The following is a 17,705-nucleotide window of genomic DNA, read 5'->3' as shown; positions in this document are numbered from 1 at the left end:
TTTCATGCGTCCAATGCACAAAACAGCGATAATCAATCCCATGGCGCATCAGCACAGCTCACAGCCTCGGCTGTCACCGAGCAGTTACGAAGAAGACATTCGCGCGATCCTCGCGCCGCGCCTCGCCTACTTCGAGGCGGTGGCCCGCCACGAGCACGTCACGCGCGCCGCGCAGGAGCTCGGCGTCCCGCAGTCGACGCTCTCGCGGGCGATGGTCAGGCTCGAACAGGACCTGGGAGTCGCCCTGTTCGCCCGCAAGGGCCGTACCGTCTCGCTCACCCCGGCGGGCCGCACCTTCCTCGGCTCCGCGGAGCGGGCCCTCGCCGAGGTCGAGAAGGCCGCCGACTCGGTACGGGCCGACGCCGACCCGGCCACCGGCAAGGTCGCCTTCGGCTTCCTCCACACCATGGGCTCGGAGACCGTCCCCGCCCTCCTGCGCGCCTTCCGCGCCGACCACCCCCGGGTCCGCTTCCAGCTCGTGCAGAACTACGGCGAGGCGATGATCGAACGGCTGCGGGCCGGCGGCCTCGACCTCTGCCTCACCTCACCCGTCCCGGACGCCCCCGACCTGGTCGCCCGCCGCCTGGACGAACAGCGGCTGCGCCTCGTCGTCCCCGAGGACCACCGCCTCGCCACCCGACGCCGCATCCGCCTCGCGGAGGCCGCCGACGAGAAGTTCGTCACCCTCGAACCGGGTTACGGCCTGCGGCGGATCACCGACGACCTGTGCGCCGAGGCGGGCTTCACGCCCCGGGTCGCCTTCGAGGGCGAGGAGGCGGAGACCCTGCGCGGCCTGGTCGCGGCCGGGCTCGGCGTGGCCCTGCTGCCGCCGCCCGCGGTGGCCCGCCCCGGCGTCGTCGAACTGACCGTCACGGCCCCCAGGGCGGCCCGTGAGATCGGCGTCGCCTGGCTGGACGGCCACCCGGACACCCCGCCGGTCGCCGCCTTCAAACGCTTCCTGCTGTCGAGGCGGGGGCACCTGCTGCCGGACTGACGCGGACTGGCGCGGACCGACCCGGACGCCCCGGAGCCGTGCCACGATCGATTTCGGCCGGTACGGAGCGCCTTACCTGCGCATCCCGTGCCGTCCGGTACCTGAGCATCCAAACGAGGGAGAGCACATGAAGCGCGTCATGCGCGGCCTGACGGGCGCCGCCGCCACCGCGGTCCTCGTAGGCGGCCTGATCGTCGCCCTGCCGGGCGCGGCGAGCGCCAACGACTACGGCTACACGTGCAAGAACTGGAAGACCGGCAGCTCCACCTGGACCGCCTCCTGCGCCGTGACGCGCGGCAAGGCCCGTACGGTGACGGAGTGCTCCAACAGGACGATCCACGGCGCCTGGGTCGGCAAGGGCCACTGGAAGTTCGGCGGCGACTGCGGCAAGTACGCGCTGCGGGCCTACGACGTCCAGTGGAAGAAGGCCTGACCTCTTTAGCCCGGCTCCCGCCGTGGTCCCGGCGGACCGCGGCGGGAGTCGCGCCCGGAGACGGCGGGCACTGCCGGCCCCGCCCGGAGACGGCGGGCGCCTCGCGCGCCTGCCGCCCCGCGCCCCGGAGGAGGCGGACACCTCACGCGCCCACCTGTCGGACCGTCAACTCCCTCAGCCCCGCAGCGACTTCCCGAATCCGGCCGCCAGCGGCATCCGCAGCCCCAGCGGCGGTGGCGCCGCCAGCGCGTCGGCGACCGGCCGCGCGTACGCCCGGCCGAACAGCGAACCGCACACGAAGTCGGCTGCCAGGGCCGTCACTTCGGCCCGGTGCTGGCGCAGTCCGTGGCCGTCGGAGTGGACCTCGAAGCGGCAGGTGTCGCGGTTGGTCTTCTTGGCCCGCTCGGCCAGGCGGAAGGACAGCTCGGGGTCGGTACGGGCGTCGTTGGTGCCGTGGACGAGCAGCACCTGGCGGCCGAGCAGGTGCTTCACCGGCTCCGCCCCGTCCGCTCCGTCCGCCCCGTCCTCGGGCAGCCAGGGGGCCATCGCCAGCACGGAGTCGACCGCCGCGTGGCCGCCCGCCCGGAGTGCGGCCCGGCCGCCCATGCCGTGGCCGGCCAGGCAGACCGGGACGTCGCCGTAGCGCCGTACGACCTCGTCCACCGCCCACTCGGCGTCCGCCGCGAGCTGCGCGTCCGTGGCGTTCCAGCCCCGGCAGCGATAGCGCACGACATGCGCGGCGAGCCCGTCGTCCTGCCCGGCGCGGGCCAGGGCGCGGGCCAGCGGGAGCTGGAGTGCGTAGGAGAGAGGTGAGGGGCGGCGGTGCGAATCGGCCTCGCCGTCCGGGAGCAGCAGAACAACGCCGCTGACCGCGGTTGGAGCTCCGGCCGCCCTGACGGCCCGTCCCAGCCTTGCGTCGGGCAGGGGGAGTGCGCGCTGTGCCATGACAGAACAGTGTCAGAAGGACAGGTGTACTCCACCCGTATTCGCGGTCACTGTTACGCATCGGCGAGCGACAATCTACGCGCGTAGGGGCTAGAGTGCGCAAATGATGAGCCCGACCCTTCATGTGCCCGGCCAGGATCAGATCCGGCGTGCACCCAAGGTGCTTCTGCACGACCATCTCGACGGCGGCCTGCGCCCGGGGACGATCGTCGACCTCGCCCTGGCGAGCGGATACGAGGGACTTCCCGAGACCGAGCCCGACAAGCTCGGCATCTGGTTCCGGGAGGCGGCCGACTCCGGTTCGCTGGAGCGCTACCTGGAGACGTTCGCGCACACCTGCGCCGTCATGCAGACCCGCGAGGCGCTGGTCCGGGTGGCCGCCGAATGCGCCGAGGACCTGGCCGCGGACGGTGTCGTCTACGCCGAGGTGCGGTACGCCCCCGAGCAGCACCTGGAGGCCGGACTGACTCTCGAAGAGGTCGTCGAGGCGGTCAACGAGGGCTTCCGCGAGGGCGAGCAGCGCGCCCGCCAGGACGGGCACCGCATCCGCGTGGGCGCCCTCCTCACCGCGATGCGGCACGCCGCGCGCTCCCTGGAGATCGCCGAACTCGCCAACCGCTACCGCGACCAGGGCGTCGCCGGCTTCGACATCGCGGGCGCGGAGGCGGGCTTCCCGCCCACCCGGCACCTCGACGCGTTCGAGTACCTCAAGCGCGAGAACAACCACTTCACCATCCACGCGGGCGAGGCCTTCGGTCTGCCGTCGATCTGGCAGGCGCTCCAGTGGTGCGGTGCGGACCGGCTCGGGCACGGGGTCCGCATCATCGACGACATCGAGGTCACCGACGACGGCGGTGTGAAGCTCGGCCGCCTCGCCTCCTACGTACGGGACAAGCGCATCCCGCTGGAGCTGTGCCCGACGTCGAACCTCCAGACCGGCGCCGCCGCCTCGTACGCCGAGCACCCCATCGGGCTGCTGCGGAAGCTGCATTTCCGGGCCACCGTGAACACGGACAACCGGCTGATGAGCGGTACGAGCATGAGCCACGAATTCGAGAAGCTGACCGAGACCTTCGGATACACGCTCGACGACATGCAGTGGTTCACCGTCAATGCAATGAAGTCGGCATTCATTCCTTTTGATGAGCGTCTGGCGATGATCAATGATGTGATCAAGCCCGGATACGCCGAGCTGAAGTCCGAATGGCTCTTCGAGCAGACCGCTGCGACCAGCGTTTCTTCCTCTTCTGCGGGCTGATCGACGTCATCGCGGAGAAGGGTCGGGGCGCCGAACTCCCGGCCTTTCCCGGTGTGTCGGCATGTTTGCGGGAAGGGCGGTGGGCTGGCTACTTTTCGGAGCCCCCCACATTCCTATCCCCAAGGATGAATTTCACATGAAGCAGTCTGCTGTCAGGACTCTCGGCGTCGCCGCTCTCGGCGCCGCCTTCGCCGCCGCCGCTGCGGGCACCGCCTCCGCCGCCGTGCTGCCGACCGACGCCGCGGGCACCGCTCTGCCGGTCGCGAGCGCGGCGCTGGGAACGGCGACGCAGAGCCTGCCGGTGCAGGAGACGGCCACCAAGCTGCTCGGCACCGGTCAGCAGAAGCTCGTCGGCGAGGTCACCACCCCGGCCAAGGGCCTGCTCGGCGGCATGCCCGCGGGCGGCCTGCGGACCGGCGGCCTGTCGGCCAACGGTCTCCCGCTCGGCGGCTGATCCCCGCACACACGCCCGTGGGGCGGACACCCGGACCGGGTGTCCGCCCCACGGGCGTATGCGTACGAGGTCACCAGGCGGCGGCCGACGACGTCTTCTCGGACGGGAACAGCAGCCACAGCGCCAGGTAGAGCAGGAACTGCGGCCCCGGCAGCAGGCAGGAGACCAGGAAGATGACGCGCATGGTCCCCGCGGAGGTGCCGAAGCGCCGTGCCAGCGCTGCGCACACTCCGCCGATCATGCGTCCGTCACGGGGGCGGGCAAGTGCGGCCATGGTGGGCTCCTTCGCGAACCGTTGCTGGGGAGCAGCTCCGTCGTGCTCCCGATAGCTCCATGGTGGCCCGTCGAACAGGGGCAAAGCGTCGCTCTACGGGGCGATCCCGACCCTTGGAATCGTCGGGGTCGAACCCTGGCCCGCCTCGTCTCTCGGGTGGGGTACCACCCCGACCCGCTCCTGCTTCCGGCGGCGCAGCCGCGCCCGGCACATGGGTACGACGAGCAGATGGGCGAGGGCCACGCCGATGGTGTTCAGCAACAGCGAGTCGACGTCGACGACCTGACCGGGCACTCCGGTCTGGGCCAGTTCGATGGTCGTCGAGATCAGCGCACCCGCCGCGACTGTACGGGCCAGCGAGGCCCACGGGGAGACGGTGAGCCGGCCCCCGGCCATCGGCAGCAGCACACCCAGCGGGGCGAGCAGCAGCAGCCCCTCACCGATCCGACGGGCGGCCTCGACCGGGCCGAGGGACAGGTCGGCTCTGATGCCGGCGAAGGGTCGGAGATTCGAGGCGCCCATCCACGGCACATCGAGCGGGCGCAGGGTCAGCCACCCGACGAGCAGCAGATGCGCGATGAGGAGAGTGACCCCGGCCGCGCGGAAGCGGATGACGGCTGTACCGTCCGAACCTTGACGCACGCCCCCCAAGACGCCACGAACGGCAGGATCGGTTCCGCCGCCCCGGAATCCGGCCCGTCCGGCGCCGCGGAGCGGACCGCCGGGCGCCCAGGCCCCGTACGTGCCGGGCGCTCAGGCCCCCGTACGTGCCGGGCGCTCAGGCCCCCGTACCCAACCCGAGCGTCGGTACCGCCTTGGGGCGCGCCTTCATCTCCGAGGTGCACAGGTACCCGCGCGGCGGATAGTTCCCGGGCCCGCCCAGTACCACGGTGCCCTCCGGGGCGAGCGAGTCGCTCTCCGCGTACGTGCACACGATCTGCGCCAGCGCCTCGGACCGCAGGTCCTCCGGCTGCTCGCTGAGCCGCAGCGTGCCCGACCGGTCGCCGCTGCGGGCCCCGCCGACCCGCAGGGTCTTCGGGACGGTCGTGGAGTACCCGGCCCGCCGTTCGGCGGCGGGCGGCTTCAGCAGCAGCTCGTCCAGGAGCGCCTGCGCGATCCGGACCCGGTCCGAACCGGTCTCGTCGACCTGGACCGCACGGTCCACCGTGACCAGCTGCGAGGAGCAGACCAGATAGATCTGTACGGGGATGCCCTTGAGGGCCTGCGTCGTGACGTCCTCCGCGGACATCGTGCACGGCACCTGCGACGGCGCGGCCCCGGCGTCCACCGGCACGGTGGTGGACCTGATCCCGCAGCCCGCGGCCAGCAGGGCCCCGACCACGGCCCCGGCCAGTGCCACGGCCGTGCGGCGCGCCCGGCGGTTGCCACCACCCGCCGCGCCACCCATCACGCTGTCCGTCACGTCGCGTCGCCCTCCTCGTCCCGGTCCCCGGCGTCGTGCCCACCGTCGGAACGGGTGAGCGGCTCGGCATCGCGCGGCAGCCGCAGTACGAACACCGCGCCGTCGCCGTCCGGCGAGTTCGCCGCCGTGATGTCACCGCCGTGGATGTGCGCGTTCTCCATGGCGATCGACAGCCCGAGACCGCTGCCCTCGGAACGCGGGCGCGAGGCGCTGGCCTTGTAGAACCGGTCGAAGACGTGCGGCAGCACGTCCTCGGGGATGCCGGGGCCGTGGTCCCGGACCTCGATGACGAGCTGGTCGCCCTCGGTCCGCACCGCGACCCGTACCGGCGAACCGCCGTGCTTGAGCGCGTTGCCGATCAGATTGGCCAGGATCACATCGAGCCGGCGCGGGTCGAGGCGGACCATCATGCCGCGCTCGGCGTCCAGATCCACCGCGTCCAGCCAGGCACGGGCGTCGATGCAGGCGGTGACCTGGTCGGCGACGTCCACGGTGTCGAGGACGAGCCGGGCCGTACCCGCGTCGAAGCGGGTGACCTCCATCAGGTTCTCCACCAGGTCGTTCAGGCGCCGGGTCTCGCTCACCACCAGGCGTACCGCGGGCGCGATCATCGGGTCGAGGCTGTCCGCCTCGTCCTCCAGCACCTCGGTGACGGCGGTCAGCGCGGTGAGCGGGGTGCGCAGCTCGTGCGACATGTCGGCGACGAACCGCCGGCTCGCCTCGTCCCGCGCGCTCATGTCCGCGACCCGCTTCTCCAGCGAACTCGCGGTCCGGTTGAACGTACGGGAGAGATCGGCCAGTTCGTCCGTGCCGGACACCACGAGCCGGGTGTCGAGCTTGCCCTCGCCGAGCTTGCGGGCGGCGTCGCCGAGCCGCTGCACGGGCCGCAGCACGGTCGTCGCCGCGGCCTGCGCGAGCAGCGCCGAACCGATCAGCGCGAGCCCGGTGGCGATGCCCAGCGACCAGGCCAGCGAGTTGAGGTCCTGCCGTTCCTGGTCGAGCGACTTCAGCATGTAGCCGGTCGGGCCGCCACCGATGATCTTCGTACCGCCCACCAGGTACGGCGTGCCGCGGATACTGGTCCGCTGCCAGAACAGGTGGTACTCGTACTTGTTGCCCGCCTCCACCGGCTGCTTCTTGTTGACCGCCTTCTGCAGCGACAGCGGGACGTTGTCGAGTGTGAAGTTGTCCAGGTCGGAGTTGCCGACGATCGGCTTGCCGGTGTCGCGCTCGTCGACCAGCAGCACGCTGTAGCCGGGCGAACTGCTCGCCATCTGCACCGCGGCGTTCTGCAGATCGTCCCTGGTGGGGTGGAGCGGCAGCGAGGCCGCCCGGCCCTGCATCTCCTGGCGGAAGTCCCCGAGCGCGGAGTCCTGGGTGCGGGTCAGCACGGCCTCGCGGTTCAGCCAGTACGCGATCCCCGACGCGGACACCGCGGCGGTCAGCGCCACCAGGGCGAACACCACGACGAGCCGCAGCCGCAGGCTGGTCCAGCGAAGCCCGGTGAGCAGGCTCCGTTTGACGGCGTTGCTCACTGAGGCGAGTCCAGCCGGTAGCCCACACCCCGGACGGTACGGATCAGGGTCGGCGAGGACGGCACGTCCTCCACCTTGGCCCGCAGCCGCTGCACACACGCGTCCACCAGCCGGGAGTCACCGAGGTAGTCGTGCTCCCAGACCAGCCGCAGCAGCTGCTGCCGCGACAGGGCCTGGCCCGGCCGGCGGCTCAGCTCCAGCAGGAGCCGCAGCTCGGTCGGCGTGAGCTGCAGATCCTCGCCGTTCTTGGTCACGGTCATCGCGGAACGGTCGATCACCACGCTCCCGAACGACGCGGAGTCGGTGGACTCGCGCTCGCCGCGGCGCAGCACCGCGCGGATCCGGGCGTCGAGCACCCGGCCCTGCACGGGTTTCACCACGTAGTCGTCGGCACCGGACTCCAGCCCGACCACGACGTCGATGTCGTCGCTGCGCGCGGTCAGCAGAATGATCGGCAGCTGGTCGGTGCGCCGGATCCTTCGGCACACCTCGAAGCCGTCGATCCCGGGCAGCATCACATCCAGCACGATCAGGTCCGGCCGCTGCTCACGCAGCAGTTTCAGGCCGTCCTCTCCCGTCGCCGCAGTGGCCACACGGTGGCCCTGGCGCGACAGCGAGAGTTCGAGGGCCGTGCGGATGGCGTCGTCGTCCTCGATCAGCAACAGGAAAGGCACGCTGGTCATTCTGACCCATGGTGGCGCCCCAGTTCGACAGTTGGGGTCGACTCATACATCCCGCGCGCCCCGGACGCACGGCCGGCGGGCCCTGTGACAGGCCTGTGACAGTCGGCGGACAGCGCCATGAAACTGCCCCGGCAAGCTCTTGGACACAAGGAACGGACGGACTCCACCGATGGGGGGCGCGAGATGAACGCAACTCACAGCACCACCGCAAGCGCAGTTGTCACGCGTCTCCACGACGTCGGCCGGAGTATCGAGAAGTCCGGCGCCGGGAACGGGCGGGGGTGCGTTCGTGGCGCCGGGCGTCAGCACCTGTCGTACATGACGGTGGTTGACGCGCCTGTGGGGGGCAACGGGGGAAACAACGGGGGCAGCGCGTACGGGGAGGTCACGGGGGAGCGGAAGGCCCCGGCGCAGGGCGAGGACGCCGAAGCGGCGTTCACGGCCTACGTCCGGGAGCGCCGCGCCTCCCTGTACGCAACCGCCTACCACCTGACCGGCGACCGGTTCGAGGCCGAGGACCTGCTGCAGAGCGCCCTCTTCTCGACGTACCGGGCATGGGACCGGATCAGCGACAAGGCGGCGGTCGGCGGCTATCTGCGCCGCACCATGACCAACCTGCACATCAGCGCCTGGCGCAGGCGCAAGCTCAACGAGTACCCGACCGAGGAGCTGCCGGAGACGGCGGGCGACACGGACGCGATGCGCGGCACGGAACTGCGCGCCGTGCTCTGGCAGGCGCTGGCGCGGCTGCCGGAACTCCAGCGCACGATGCTGGTCCTGCGTTACTACGAGGGCCGCACCGACCCGGAGATCGCGGCCATCCTCGACATCAGTGTCGGCACGGTGAAGTCCAGCATCTGGCGGTCGCTCCGCCGGCTGCGCGAGGACGAGGTCCTCAGCTTCGGCCGTGACGAGGAGGAGTCCTTCGGCGAGCTGGTGGCCTGAGGCGAGGGGGAACACGGGGGACAACGGGGCCGCTGCTTCGGGGGAGGCGGCGGAGTACGGGGGAAGTGCTGCGGGGTCGGATGGGCCGGGGGGTCCTGTCCGGCCCCGTTCGCGTGCGCGGAACGGGGAGGCCCGCTATGCCGTCCCGCGTGCGGCCGGCGCGCGGCGGCACCGGCCCGCTGCCGCCGCGGCCAGGCGGCCCAGGGCCTCTTCCTTGCCGCAGGGGTGGGCGCCCAGGGCCGTCTGGCGGGCCACGATCCGGCGCTCCGCGCGCATCAGCCGCCAGCCGCGCCGCAGCAGGAACAGCACCGACTTGCGGCCCTCGCGCAGGTCCCGCAGCAGGCGGCGGCGGAACGTCGTCGTCGGGCGGCCGCGCAGGCACAGGGCGTCGGCCAGTACGCCGAGTTCCTGGCACCGTTCGACTATGTCCGCGGCGAAGATCCCCTCGGCCACGAACAGCGGCGTGCGCTCGATGTGGAAGGCCTCCCGGTCGACCCGGGAACTGGTGGCGATGTCGTAGACCGGGACGTGGGTGCGGCCGGTGCGGCACAGCTCCGTGATCGCTGTGACCGCCGCGTCGGCGTCCCAGGACTGTGCGGAGTCCCAGTCGATGTCCGTACTGCCGGGAACGAGCGGCAGCGTGGGGTCGTCGCCCTCCTTGTAGAAGTCGTCCAGGCGCAGCACCGGCAGGTCGGTGCGGGCGGCGAGGGAGGACTTGCCGGAGCCGGAAGGGCCCGCGAGCAGTACGACGCGGGTCGGGATCGGTTGGGAATTCACAGGATACGAGTGTGAGGCATTGACCCGCGCAGGGGATCCCCCGGTGCCCTTGTTGGTATCGAGCATCACACCTCAACTACTCTACGCACTCAGATGGTTACTCGATCGTCTCGATCAGGTGGGAATTCCATGGCACGTCACGCACTTTCCAAGTCCCGTCGCCGCGCCCTGCTGAGGGCAGGTCTGACCGTCACCGCGGTGGGTGCCGCGCTCGGTGCGGGGGGTGCGGCGGCCCAGGCGGCGCCGCTGCCCCACGTGCCGGTGGTGGGAGCCGACACCGGCCTCGGCGCGGCCGGGGAGGCCGCGAGCGGCACGGTGACCGGGGCGCTCGGTCACTCGCTCGGCAACGGCGTCGCCCCGGTGACGCATCTGCGGCTCGACCCGCTGGCCGGCACGGGCACGGACCCGCTGGACAACGTGGTGGGGACGCAGGTCGCCGACTTCAAGCCGCTCTCCACGGCCGCCGTCACGGACCCGCTGACCAGCGGTGGCGCGCTGAAGGACCTGCCGGCGGTCGGGCCGGTGGCGCAGACGCTGCACGGCGGCTGAGCAGCCGGGAGCGGCCTGTTCCTCCGGGGTGCCGGAGGAACAGGCCGTTGCCGTGCGGGGAGCCGGTCAGTACGAGGAGCCCGAGACGCCCAGGGCGCCCGTCGGGTGCCAGACCGTCTTGGTCTCCAGGAAGGCCGTCAGGCGGTGGGTGCCCGGATCGGCCGTCCAGTCCGTGGCGCCGCCACCGTCTCCGTCCACAGGCTGTGGACGGAGAACCCGCTTCAGATTGTCGGCCGCTGCGATCTCCAGCTCCTTCGCGAGGGCCGTGTCGGCGCCCGTGAGGTCGATGGCGTTGACGTCCTGGTGGGAGGCGAGCGGTGTCGCGATCTCCGCCGTCCTGCCGGACAGGATGTTCACCACGCCGCCCGGCAGGTCGGAGGTGGCCAGCACCTCGCCCAGGGACAGGGCCGGGAGGGGGGAGGTGGTGGAGGCGATGACGACGGCTGTGTTGCCGGTCGCGATCACGGGGGCGATCACCGAGACCAGGCCCAGGAACGAGGACTCCTGGGGGGCCAGGACCGTGACCACGCCGGTCGGTTCGGGGGTGGACAGGTTGAAGAACGGGCCCGCGACCGGGTTCGCCCCGCCCACGACCTGGCCGATCTTGTCGGTCCAGCCCGCGTACCAGACCCAGCGGTCGATCGCCGCGTCGACGACGGCCGCCGCCTTGGACTTCGACAGGCCCTCCGCGTCCGCCACTTCCCGTACGAACTGGTCCTTGCGGCCCTCGAGCATCTCCGCGACGCGGTAGAGGATCTGGCCGCGGTTGTACGCGGTCGCCCCCGACCAGCCGCCGAACGCCTTGCGGGCGGCCACGACCGCGTCGCGCGCGTCCTTGCGGGAGGACTGGGGGGCGTTCGCCAGCCACTTGCCCTTCGAGTCCGTCACCTCGTACACCCGGCCGCTCTCGGAGCGGGGGAACTTGCCCCCGACGTACAGCTTGTAGGTCTTGAAGACGCTCAGACGGTTATCGGACATCGAGGTACGCCTCCAGGCCGTGACGGCCGCCTTCGCGGCCGAAGCCCGACTCCTTGTAGCCGCCGAAGGGCGAGGTCGGGTCGAACTTGTTGAACGTGTTGGCCCAGACGACGCCCGCCCGGAGCTTGTTCGCCACCGCGAGGATGCGGGAGCCCTTCTCCGTCCAGATGCCGGCCGAGAGGCCGTACTGGCTGTTGTTGGCCTTGGCGACCGCCTCGTCGGGCGTACGGAAGGTCAGCACCGACAGCACCGGGCCGAAGATCTCGTCGCGGGCGATGGTGTGCGCCTGGGTGACGTTGGTGAACAGCGTCGGGGCGAACCAGTAACCGGCGGAGGGGAGTTCGCAGGGGGCGCTCCAGCGCTCCGCACCCTCCGCCTCGCCCGTCTCGGTGAGCGCGGTGATCCGGGCGAGCTGCTCCGCGGAGTTGATCGCGCCGATGTCGGTGTTCTTGTCCAGCGGGTCGCCGAGCCGGAGCGTGGACAGCCGGCGCTTCAGCGCGTCCAGCACCTCGTCCTGGACGGACTCCTGGACCAGGAGCCGGGAGCCCGCGCAGCAGACCTGGCCCTGGTTGAAGAAGATGCCGGTGACGATGCCCTCGACGGCCTGGTCGATCGGGGCGTCGTCGAAGACGATGTTGGCGCCCTTGCCGCCCAGTTCGAGGGTGACCTTCTTGTCCGTGCCGGCGACCTGGCGGGCGATGGCCTTGCCGACCGCGGTCGAGCCGGTGAAGGCGACCTTGTTCACGTCCTCGTGCGCGACGAGGGCGGCGCCCGCGTCCCCGTAGCCGGGAAGGATGTTCACGACACCCTTGGGCAGGCCCGCCTGGCGGCAGATGTCCGCGAAGAACAGCGCGGAGAGCGGGGTCGTCTCGGCGGGCTTGAGGACCACCGTGTTGCCGGTGGCGAGCGCCGGGGCGATCTTCCAGGCCAGCATCAGGAGGGGGAAGTTCCAGGGGATGACCTGGCCCGCGACGCCGAGGGGGGCCGGGTTCGGGCCGTACCCCGCGTGGTCGAGCTTGTCGGCCCAGCCCGCGTAGTAGAAGAAGTGCGCGGCGACGAGGGGGAGATCGGCGTCCCTCGTCTCCTTGATCGGCTTGCCGTTGTCCAGGGTCTCCAGGACGGCGAGCTCGCGGCTGCGCTCCTGGATGATCCGGGCGATCCGGAAGAGGTACTTGGCGCGCTCGGAGCCGGGCAGCGCCGACCACTTCTCGAACGCCTTGCGGGCCGCCTTCACGGCCCGGTCGACGTCGGCCGCACCGGCCTGCGCGACCTCGGAGAGCACCTCCTCGGTGCTCGGCGAGACGGTCTTGAAGACCTTGCCGTCGGCCGCCTCGGCGAACTCGCCGTCGATGAACAGCCCGTACGAGGGCGCGATGTCGACGACCGCGCGCGACTCGGGGGCGGGGGCGTACTCGAATGCAGATGCCATGGGGATCAGTCCACCGTCACGTAATCGGGGCCGGAGTAACGGCCGGTGCTGAGCTTCTGGCGCTGCATCAGCAGGTCGTTCAGCAGGCTGGAGGCGCCGAAGCGGAACCAGTGGTTGTCCAGCCAGTCCTCGCCCGCCGTCTCGTTCACCAGCACCAGGAACTTGACCGCGTCCTTGGACGTGCGGATGCCGCCGGCCGGCTTCACACCGATCTGTACGCCGGTCTGCGCGCGGAAGTCGCGCACGGCCTCCAGCATCAGCAGGGTGTTGGCGGGCGTGGCGTTCGTGCCGACCTTGCCGGTCGAGGTCTTGATGAAGTCGGCGCCCGCCAGCATGCCGAGCCAGGAGGCGCGGCGGATGTTGTCGTACGTGGACAGCTCGCCGGTCTCGAAGATCACCTTCAGCCGGGCGTCGGGGCCGTCGGCCCGCGCGCACTCCGCCTTCACGGCGAGGATCTCCTCGTACACCTTCAGGTAGCGGCCGGAGAGGAAGGCGCCCCGGTCGATCACCATGTCGATCTCGTCGGCCCCGGCGGCCACGGCGTCGCGGACGTCGGCGAGCTTCACGTCGAGCGCGGCGCGGCCGGCCGGGAAGGCCGTCGCCACGGAGGCCACCTTCACGCCGGAGCCGGCCAGCGCGGCGACGGCGGTCGCCGCCATGTCGGGGTAGACGCAGACCGCCGCGGTGCGCGGGGTCGTGCGGTCGGTCGGGTCGGGGTTGACGGCCTTGGCGGCGAGGGCCCGGACCTTGCCGGGGGTGTCCGCGCCTTCCAGCGTCGTCAGGTCGATCATCGAGATGGCCAGGTCGATGGCGTACGCCTTGGCCGTCGTCTTGATCGAACGGGTGCCGAGGGACGCGGCGCGCGCTTCGAGGCCGACGGCGTCGACGCCGGGCAGCCCGTGCAGGAAGCGGCGCAGCGCACTGTCGGACGCGGTCGCGTCGCTGAATGCGGGAGCTGTGGTGGGCATGGTCACCAGAGGAGCATATCTACGCGCGTAGCGGCCTGTACAGGGGGCCCGCCTCTCCGCGCGGGGCGCGGCCTGGCGGCGGCCGCCCCGGCGCTCCTTGCGCCCGTCAGGCAGAATCGGGCCCATGACGAGCCCCACACCACCCGCCGAGCCGGTCTACGCCGACCGGACCTTCCGCTCGCCCGCCGGGATCGTCGGGGGTGTTCTGCTGCTCCTGCTCATCTGCTGGATCGGCGGGGACGCCCTGATCCGGGGGGACGGCCGGGTGCCGTGGCTGGCGCTGGCGGGGATGCTGACCGCGGTGCCGCTGGTCGTCGCCTTCACGCTGCGGCCGGTCGTGCTCGCCAACGAGCAGCGCATCCGGATCCGTAACCCGTTCCGGACGATCGGCATGCCGTGGACCGAGGTCGCGGATCTGCGGGCCGGGTACTCCTGCGAGCTGTTCACCGAGGGCGGCGCCAAGTACCAGCTCTGGGCGGTGCCGGTATCGCTGCGACAGCGGAAGAAGGCGGCCCGGCAGCAGTCCCGGCGGTCGCTGGACGACCCGTACGACCGTACGTCCGTGCACGCCGATGTCCGCGACACCAAGGCCCGGATGGCGTCGGCCGACCAGACCATGGTGGACCTGCGCGAGCTCGCGGAGCGGGCGAGGGCGGGCGGTGCGGGCGCCGCTGCGGGGTCCGCGGAGCCGTCGTCGGTGTCCGTGCGCTGGGCGTACGAGGTGATCGCACCGGCGGTGGTGGGCGCGGTACTGCTCGTGGTGCTGTTCGCGACCGGCTGAGGGCGGCCCGGCCGGATCCGACGAAGCCCGCACCGGGTTGCCGGTGCGGGCTTCCTCCATGCTCAGGGGCCTACTTGACGTCGACGTAGTCCCCGGCGGCGGTCGCTCCGCCCGTCGTGGACGTCTCGCCGAAGGTCCAGCGCCAGTAGCCGTCCGAGGCCGCCTTGACCGTGGTCTTCAGGTTGCCCGTGGAGTTCGCCTTGACGATCTTCACCGTGGAGTAGGCGCTGGTGCCCGCCTTGCGGAACTGCAGCTTCGCCGCCTTGCCGCTGTAACCGGCGTAGGCGTGCTTCACCCAGTCGGCGCGGGTGAGCCGGCCGGTCACGGTGATCGTCCTGCCCTTGGCCACCGGCTCGGGCGAGGCGTTGACGGTCGCCCGCGCCGCGCGCTTGACCTGCGCCGTGCCGAGGGCGGGCAGGTACTCCTGGGTCTTCGGCTGGCCGTTGGAGCCCCAGATGCGTGCGGCCGCGCCGACCTTCCAGGTCGTGGCGTCGTTGTTCGAGTCCAGGGTGTAGCGCGGCTCGATGTACAGCTCGCCCTTGCAGTCGGCGGCGCGCGAGCCGTCCTCGTAACAGGTCATGCTGCTCAAGTAGATGCCGCCCTGGTCGGCACCCTTGCTCGCCGTGGTGTCGTGGTACAGGTACGGACTGGCCTCCACGTCGGAGAGCGAGTGGCCCGCGGACCACGTGACGTGGAAGCTGATGCCGGGGAGCTTCTCCTCGGTGGTGCCCACGACGATGGGTCTGCCCGAGTTCACGACCATCCTCGACACCGTGATCCCGGTGTCGGCGGCTTCCGCGGCCGGGGCGGTGAACGCCGCAAGGGCGAGCGCTCCCGCGAGGGCGGCCACGGTGCCGGTTCTGCCTGTGCGCATGCACGGCCTCTCACTGGTAGGTATGCGAGTCGCCGCAGAGTACCGCCCCGGCACCGGGCGGAACGCCCCCGTGCACGCCGGGCGCACTGGGGGCAACTTCCGTGTGAAGGCCGACCGCTGCGGCGGTTTCCGGTCCCGGCGGTCAGGCCCCTCTCCATACGTTGCGCGCGCCGCTCGACTTCCGAAGCGGGCAGCGGGGTGGGGACGAGATGACGGACGACGGCGGTTCCGGCAGCACACCCGCCCTGCTGCTGTGCTGCTCGCCCCTGCTCGCCGCGGCGGCCACGGTCCTCGGCCTCGCGCCGGCCGCCCGCGCCGAGGACTCGCTGGGCCGGCTGGCGCTGCCGGTCGCATCGGGGAGGACCGCCGACAACCCGACCTTCCCCGGGTGGCCGCCGACGGCGCCTGCCCCGCCGAGAACGCGCAGCAGGTCTCACTGGCCGGGTCTCCCTGCACATGCCCGCCCTGGAGGTCACCGCCCTCATCGGCCCGTCGGGCTGCGGCAAGTCGACGTTCCTGCGCATCCTCAACCGGACGCACGAACTGATCGGCTCCGCCTCACTGGCCGGCCGGGTCCTGCTGGACGGCGAGGGCATCTACGACCGGGGCCGCCGCATCACCGATGTTCCACTCCCCGCAGGACGGCCGGACCGCCGACTACGTGAACGGCCGCTTCGGATGACGCCCGCGGGGGCCCGCCGCGCTCACCGCTGCGCACCTGCCGGCGCGTGAGTGAGGGCGGCGGCTCCCGCTCAGATCCCGGCCGCGGCCGCCAGATCGCGCTTGATCCCGTCGAGCAGCTCGGCCCCCCTGGCCCGCGCGGCCGGCAGCTCGTCCGCCGAACCGACCGGCACCACGACCTCCAGGTAGCACTTGAGCTTCGGCTCGGTGCCGCTCGGGCGGACGATCACCCGGGCGCCCCGGAGCTGGTAGCGGAGCCCGTCCGTGGGCGGCAGCTCGGCCGTGCCCCGCGCCAGGTCCTCGGCCGAGATGACGGCGAGGCCCGCCAGCGCGGTCGGAGGCTGCTCGCGCAGCCGCGCCATGGCGTCGGAGATGACCGACAGGTCCTTCACCCGGACCGACAACTGGTCGGTGGCGTGCAGCCCGTGGACGAGCGCCAGGTCGTCCAGGAGATCGAGCAGCGTACGCCCCTGCTCCTTGAGCACGGAGGCGAGCTCGGCGACGAGCAGCGCGGCCGTGATGCCGTCCTTGTCGCGCACTCCCTCGGGGTCGACGCAGTAGCCGAGCGCCTCCTCGTACCCGTAGCGCAGTCCGTCCACCCGGGCGATCCACTTGAAGCCGGTCAGCGTCTCCTCGTGGCCGAGCCCCGCCTTCTGGGCGATCCGGCCGAGCAGCGAGGACGACACGATCGACTCGGCGAAGACGCCGCTCACGCCCCGGTCCACCAGATGGGCGGCGAGCAGCGCCCCGACCTCGTCGCCGCGCAGCATCCGCCAGCCGCCCTCGGTGGCGGGGTCCGGGACGGCGACGGCACAGCGGTCGGCGTCCGGGTCGTTGGCGATGACGATGTCGGGCCCGGTGCGGCGCGCGGTCGCGAAGGCGAGGTCCATCGCGCCGGGCTCCTCCGGATTGGGGAACGCGACGGTGGGGAACGCCGGGTCGGGCTCGGCCTGTTCGGCGACGAGCACCGGTGCGGGGAACCCGGCCCGGTCGAAGGCGGCGGTCAGCACGGACGTACCGACCCCGTGCATCGCGGTGTACACGACCCGGGCGGTACGCGGCGAACCCGCGGCGAGCACCGCGTCCGTGCGGGCCAGGTAGGCGGCCAGGACCTCCTCGCCGAGGGTCTCCCAGCCCTCGTCGGGGCGGGGCACGCGGTCGAGCGGGCCGACCGCGGCGATCTCGGCGGCGATCTCGCCGTCCGCCGGGGGGACGATCTGCGAGCCGTCGCCGAGATAGACCTTGTAGCCGTTGTCGCGCGGCGGGTTGTGGCTGGCGGTCACCTCGACGCCCGCGACGGCGCCCAGGTGCCTTATGGCGTACGCCAGCACGGGGGTGGGGAGCGGGCGGGGGAGCACGGCCGCCCGCAGGCCCGCGCCGGTCATCACGGCCGCGGTGTCGCGGGCGAAGTCGGCGGACTTGTACCGGGCGTCGTACCCGATGACGACGAGCCCGCCGCCCTGCCCCTGCGCCTTGAGATAGGCGGCGAGCCCGGCCGCGGCGCGGATGACGACACAACGGTTCATCCGCATCGGCCCGGCCCCCAGCTCACCGCGGAGCCCGGCGGTGCCGAACTGCAGGGTGCCGGCGAACCGTGCGGCGAGCTCGTCGGCACTCCCGGATTCGATGAGCGCGGCGAGCTCGTCGCGGGTCTCGGGATCGGGGTCCTCCGCGAGCCACGCCCTGGCCTGCGCGATGAGGTCCTGCTGCACGGTGTCCGCCTT

General features: G+C 71.9%; 20 protein-coding genes. 8 read left to right on the top strand and 12 right to left on the bottom strand.

The genetic code is table 11. The annotated features are described in order from the left end of the window. Positions 1-40: 40 nt before the first annotated feature. Positions 41-994, top strand: a complete 954-nt coding sequence (locus OG842_RS15140) for a LysR family transcriptional regulator (RefSeq protein WP_266730178.1) — start codon at positions 41-43, stop codon at positions 992-994. A gap of 127 nt (positions 995-1,121) precedes the next feature. Continuing rightward, complete coding sequence (locus OG842_RS15135) at positions 1,122-1,427, top strand: hypothetical protein (RefSeq protein WP_266730176.1); 306 nt, start codon at positions 1,122-1,124, stop codon at positions 1,425-1,427. Positions 1,428-1,601: 174 nt separating this feature from the next. Here OG842_RS15135 and OG842_RS15130 read toward each other — a convergent pair whose 3' ends face one another. Next, complete coding sequence (locus OG842_RS15130; protein WP_266730174.1) at positions 1,602-2,372, bottom strand: alpha/beta hydrolase; 771 nt, start codon at positions 2,370-2,372, stop codon at positions 1,602-1,604. Positions 2,373-2,475: 103 nt separating this feature from the next. On the opposite strand from OG842_RS15130, the gene OG842_RS15125 reads away from it, so the two are divergent. Together OG842_RS15125 and OG842_RS15120 are read left to right on the top strand one after the other, a co-directional pair. Further along, positions 2,476-3,630, top strand: coding sequence for an adenosine deaminase (locus OG842_RS15125; RefSeq protein ID WP_266730172.1), 1,155 nt, complete (start codon positions 2,476-2,478; stop codon positions 3,628-3,630). A 136-nt stretch (positions 3,631-3,766) separates the two neighbouring features. Next, positions 3,767-4,084, top strand: a complete 318-nt coding sequence (locus OG842_RS15120) for a hypothetical protein (protein ID WP_266730170.1) — start codon at positions 3,767-3,769, stop codon at positions 4,082-4,084. A 70-nt stretch (positions 4,085-4,154) separates the two neighbouring features. Here OG842_RS15120 and OG842_RS15115 read toward each other — a convergent pair whose 3' ends face one another. From OG842_RS15115 to afsQ1, 5 genes are all read right to left on the bottom strand, one after another. Next, on the bottom strand, positions 4,155-4,358 hold the full coding sequence (locus tag OG842_RS15115; RefSeq protein ID WP_259928209.1) for a PspC domain-containing protein: 204 nt from the start codon (positions 4,356-4,358) through the stop codon (positions 4,155-4,157). Between the two features lie 93 nt (positions 4,359-4,451). Then, entirely contained in the window at positions 4,452-5,000 is a 549-nt protein-coding gene (locus tag OG842_RS15110; protein WP_266730169.1) for a VanZ family protein, read from the bottom strand. Between the two features lie 136 nt (positions 5,001-5,136). Continuing rightward, positions 5,137-5,766, bottom strand: coding sequence for a GerMN domain-containing protein (locus OG842_RS15105; protein ID WP_266733601.1), 630 nt, complete (start codon positions 5,764-5,766; stop codon positions 5,137-5,139). A gap of 11 nt (positions 5,767-5,777) precedes the next feature. Then, positions 5,778-7,316, bottom strand: coding sequence for a sensor histidine kinase (locus tag OG842_RS15100; protein ID WP_266730168.1), 1,539 nt, complete (start codon positions 7,314-7,316; stop codon positions 5,778-5,780). Then, positions 7,313-7,990, bottom strand: a complete 678-nt coding sequence (gene afsQ1, locus OG842_RS15095; protein ID WP_206433404.1) for a two-component system response regulator AfsQ1 — start codon at positions 7,988-7,990, stop codon at positions 7,313-7,315. Before afsQ1 ends, OG842_RS15100 begins: the two co-directional genes overlap by 4 nt. A gap of 192 nt (positions 7,991-8,182) precedes the next feature. Here afsQ1 and OG842_RS15090 point away from each other — a divergent pair, with 192 nt between their 5' ends. Continuing rightward, entirely contained in the window at positions 8,183-8,944 is a 762-nt protein-coding gene (locus OG842_RS15090; protein WP_266730167.1) for a SigE family RNA polymerase sigma factor, read from the top strand. Positions 8,945-9,079: 135 nt separating this feature from the next. Here OG842_RS15090 and OG842_RS15085 read toward each other — a convergent pair whose 3' ends face one another. Further along, on the bottom strand, positions 9,080-9,787 hold the full coding sequence (locus tag OG842_RS15085; protein ID WP_266730166.1) for a uridine kinase family protein: 708 nt from the start codon (positions 9,785-9,787) through the stop codon (positions 9,080-9,082). A gap of 63 nt (positions 9,788-9,850) precedes the next feature. Here OG842_RS15085 and OG842_RS15080 point away from each other — a divergent pair, with 63 nt between their 5' ends. Beyond that, positions 9,851-10,270 carry a hypothetical protein gene (locus tag OG842_RS15080; RefSeq protein ID WP_266730165.1) on the top strand — a complete coding sequence of 140 codons (420 nt, stop codon included), beginning with the start codon at positions 9,851-9,853 and terminating at the stop codon, positions 10,268-10,270. A gap of 66 nt (positions 10,271-10,336) precedes the next feature. On the opposite strand, the gene OG842_RS15075 is transcribed toward OG842_RS15080, so the two are convergent. The 3 genes from OG842_RS15075 to deoC are packed head-to-tail and all read right to left on the bottom strand — an operon-like array spanning position 10,337 to position 13,645. Then, positions 10,337-11,248, bottom strand: a complete 912-nt coding sequence (locus OG842_RS15075; RefSeq protein ID WP_266730164.1) for an aldehyde dehydrogenase family protein — start codon at positions 11,246-11,248, stop codon at positions 10,337-10,339. After that, entirely contained in the window at positions 11,238-12,677 is a 1,440-nt protein-coding gene (locus OG842_RS15070) for an aldehyde dehydrogenase family protein (RefSeq protein WP_266730163.1), read from the bottom strand. The genes OG842_RS15075 and OG842_RS15070 overlap by 11 nt, the downstream gene beginning before the upstream one ends. A 5-nt stretch (positions 12,678-12,682) precedes the next feature. Next, on the bottom strand, positions 12,683-13,645 hold the full coding sequence (gene deoC / locus OG842_RS15065; protein ID WP_266733600.1) for a deoxyribose-phosphate aldolase: 963 nt from the start codon (positions 13,643-13,645) through the stop codon (positions 12,683-12,685). 124 nt (positions 13,646-13,769) lie between these two features. Here deoC and OG842_RS15060 point away from each other — a divergent pair, with 124 nt between their 5' ends. Continuing rightward, positions 13,770-14,426: a PH domain-containing protein gene (locus tag OG842_RS15060; RefSeq protein WP_266730162.1), complete on the top strand. Its 657-nt coding sequence runs from the start codon at positions 13,770-13,772 to the stop codon at positions 14,424-14,426. A gap of 70 nt (positions 14,427-14,496) precedes the next feature. Here OG842_RS15060 and OG842_RS15055 read toward each other — a convergent pair whose 3' ends face one another. Further along, on the bottom strand, positions 14,497-15,300 hold the full coding sequence (locus OG842_RS15055; RefSeq protein ID WP_266730161.1) for a hypothetical protein: 804 nt from the start codon (positions 15,298-15,300) through the stop codon (positions 14,497-14,499). Between the two features lie 405 nt (positions 15,301-15,705). On the opposite strand from OG842_RS15055, the gene OG842_RS45200 reads away from it, so the two are divergent. Beyond that, positions 15,706-16,032 carry an ATP-binding cassette domain-containing protein gene (locus tag OG842_RS45200; protein ID WP_443064062.1) on the top strand — a complete coding sequence of 109 codons (327 nt, stop codon included), beginning with the start codon at positions 15,706-15,708 and terminating at the stop codon, positions 16,030-16,032. 20 nt (positions 16,033-16,052) lie between these two features. On the opposite strand, the gene OG842_RS15045 is transcribed toward OG842_RS45200, so the two are convergent. Beyond that, complete coding sequence (locus OG842_RS15045; protein WP_266730160.1) at positions 16,053-17,693, bottom strand: phospho-sugar mutase; 1,641 nt, start codon at positions 17,691-17,693, stop codon at positions 16,053-16,055. Between the last annotated feature and the right edge of the window lie 12 nt (positions 17,694-17,705).

Source organism: Streptomyces sp. NBC_00376 (assembly GCF_036077095.1).
Classification (GTDB): Bacteria; Actinomycetota; Actinomycetes; order Streptomycetales; family Streptomycetaceae; genus Streptomyces.
Note: the sequence above shows the minus strand (reverse complement) of the source record. Positions and strands in the feature narration are given on the sequence as shown.

Coding starts and splice junctions, on each gene's coding strand:
- OG842_RS15075 (WP_266730164.1), bottom strand. CDS start 11,248: ATGTCCGATAACCGTCTGAGCGTCTTCAAGACCTACAAGCTGTACGTC.
- OG842_RS15120 (WP_266730170.1), top strand. CDS start 3,767: ATGAAGCAGTCTGCTGTCAGGACTCTCGGCGTCGCCGCTCTCGGCGCC.
- OG842_RS15115 (WP_259928209.1), bottom strand. CDS start 4,358: ATGGCCGCACTTGCCCGCCCCCGTGACGGACGCATGATCGGCGGAGTG.
- OG842_RS15085 (WP_266730166.1), bottom strand. CDS start 9,787: ATGCTCGATACCAACAAGGGCACCGGGGGATCCCCTGCGCGGGTCAAT.
- OG842_RS15090 (WP_266730167.1), top strand. CDS start 8,183: ATGAACGCAACTCACAGCACCACCGCAAGCGCAGTTGTCACGCGTCTC.
- OG842_RS15140 (WP_266730178.1), top strand. CDS start 41: ATGGCGCATCAGCACAGCTCACAGCCTCGGCTGTCACCGAGCAGTTAC.
- OG842_RS15125 (WP_266730172.1), top strand. CDS start 2,476: ATGATGAGCCCGACCCTTCATGTGCCCGGCCAGGATCAGATCCGGCGT.
- OG842_RS15070 (WP_266730163.1), bottom strand. CDS start 12,677: ATGGCATCTGCATTCGAGTACGCCCCCGCCCCCGAGTCGCGCGCGGTC.
- OG842_RS15130 (WP_266730174.1), bottom strand. CDS start 2,372: ATGGCACAGCGCGCACTCCCCCTGCCCGACGCAAGGCTGGGACGGGCC.
- deoC (WP_266733600.1), bottom strand. CDS start 13,645: ATGCCCACCACAGCTCCCGCATTCAGCGACGCGACCGCGTCCGACAGT.
- OG842_RS15060 (WP_266730162.1), top strand. CDS start 13,770: ATGACGAGCCCCACACCACCCGCCGAGCCGGTCTACGCCGACCGGACC.
- OG842_RS15055 (WP_266730161.1), bottom strand. CDS start 15,300: ATGCGCACAGGCAGAACCGGCACCGTGGCCGCCCTCGCGGGAGCGCTC.
- OG842_RS15080 (WP_266730165.1), top strand. CDS start 9,851: ATGGCACGTCACGCACTTTCCAAGTCCCGTCGCCGCGCCCTGCTGAGG.
- OG842_RS15135 (WP_266730176.1), top strand. CDS start 1,122: ATGAAGCGCGTCATGCGCGGCCTGACGGGCGCCGCCGCCACCGCGGTC.
- OG842_RS15105 (WP_266733601.1), bottom strand. CDS start 5,766: ATGGGTGGCGCGGCGGGTGGTGGCAACCGCCGGGCGCGCCGCACGGCC.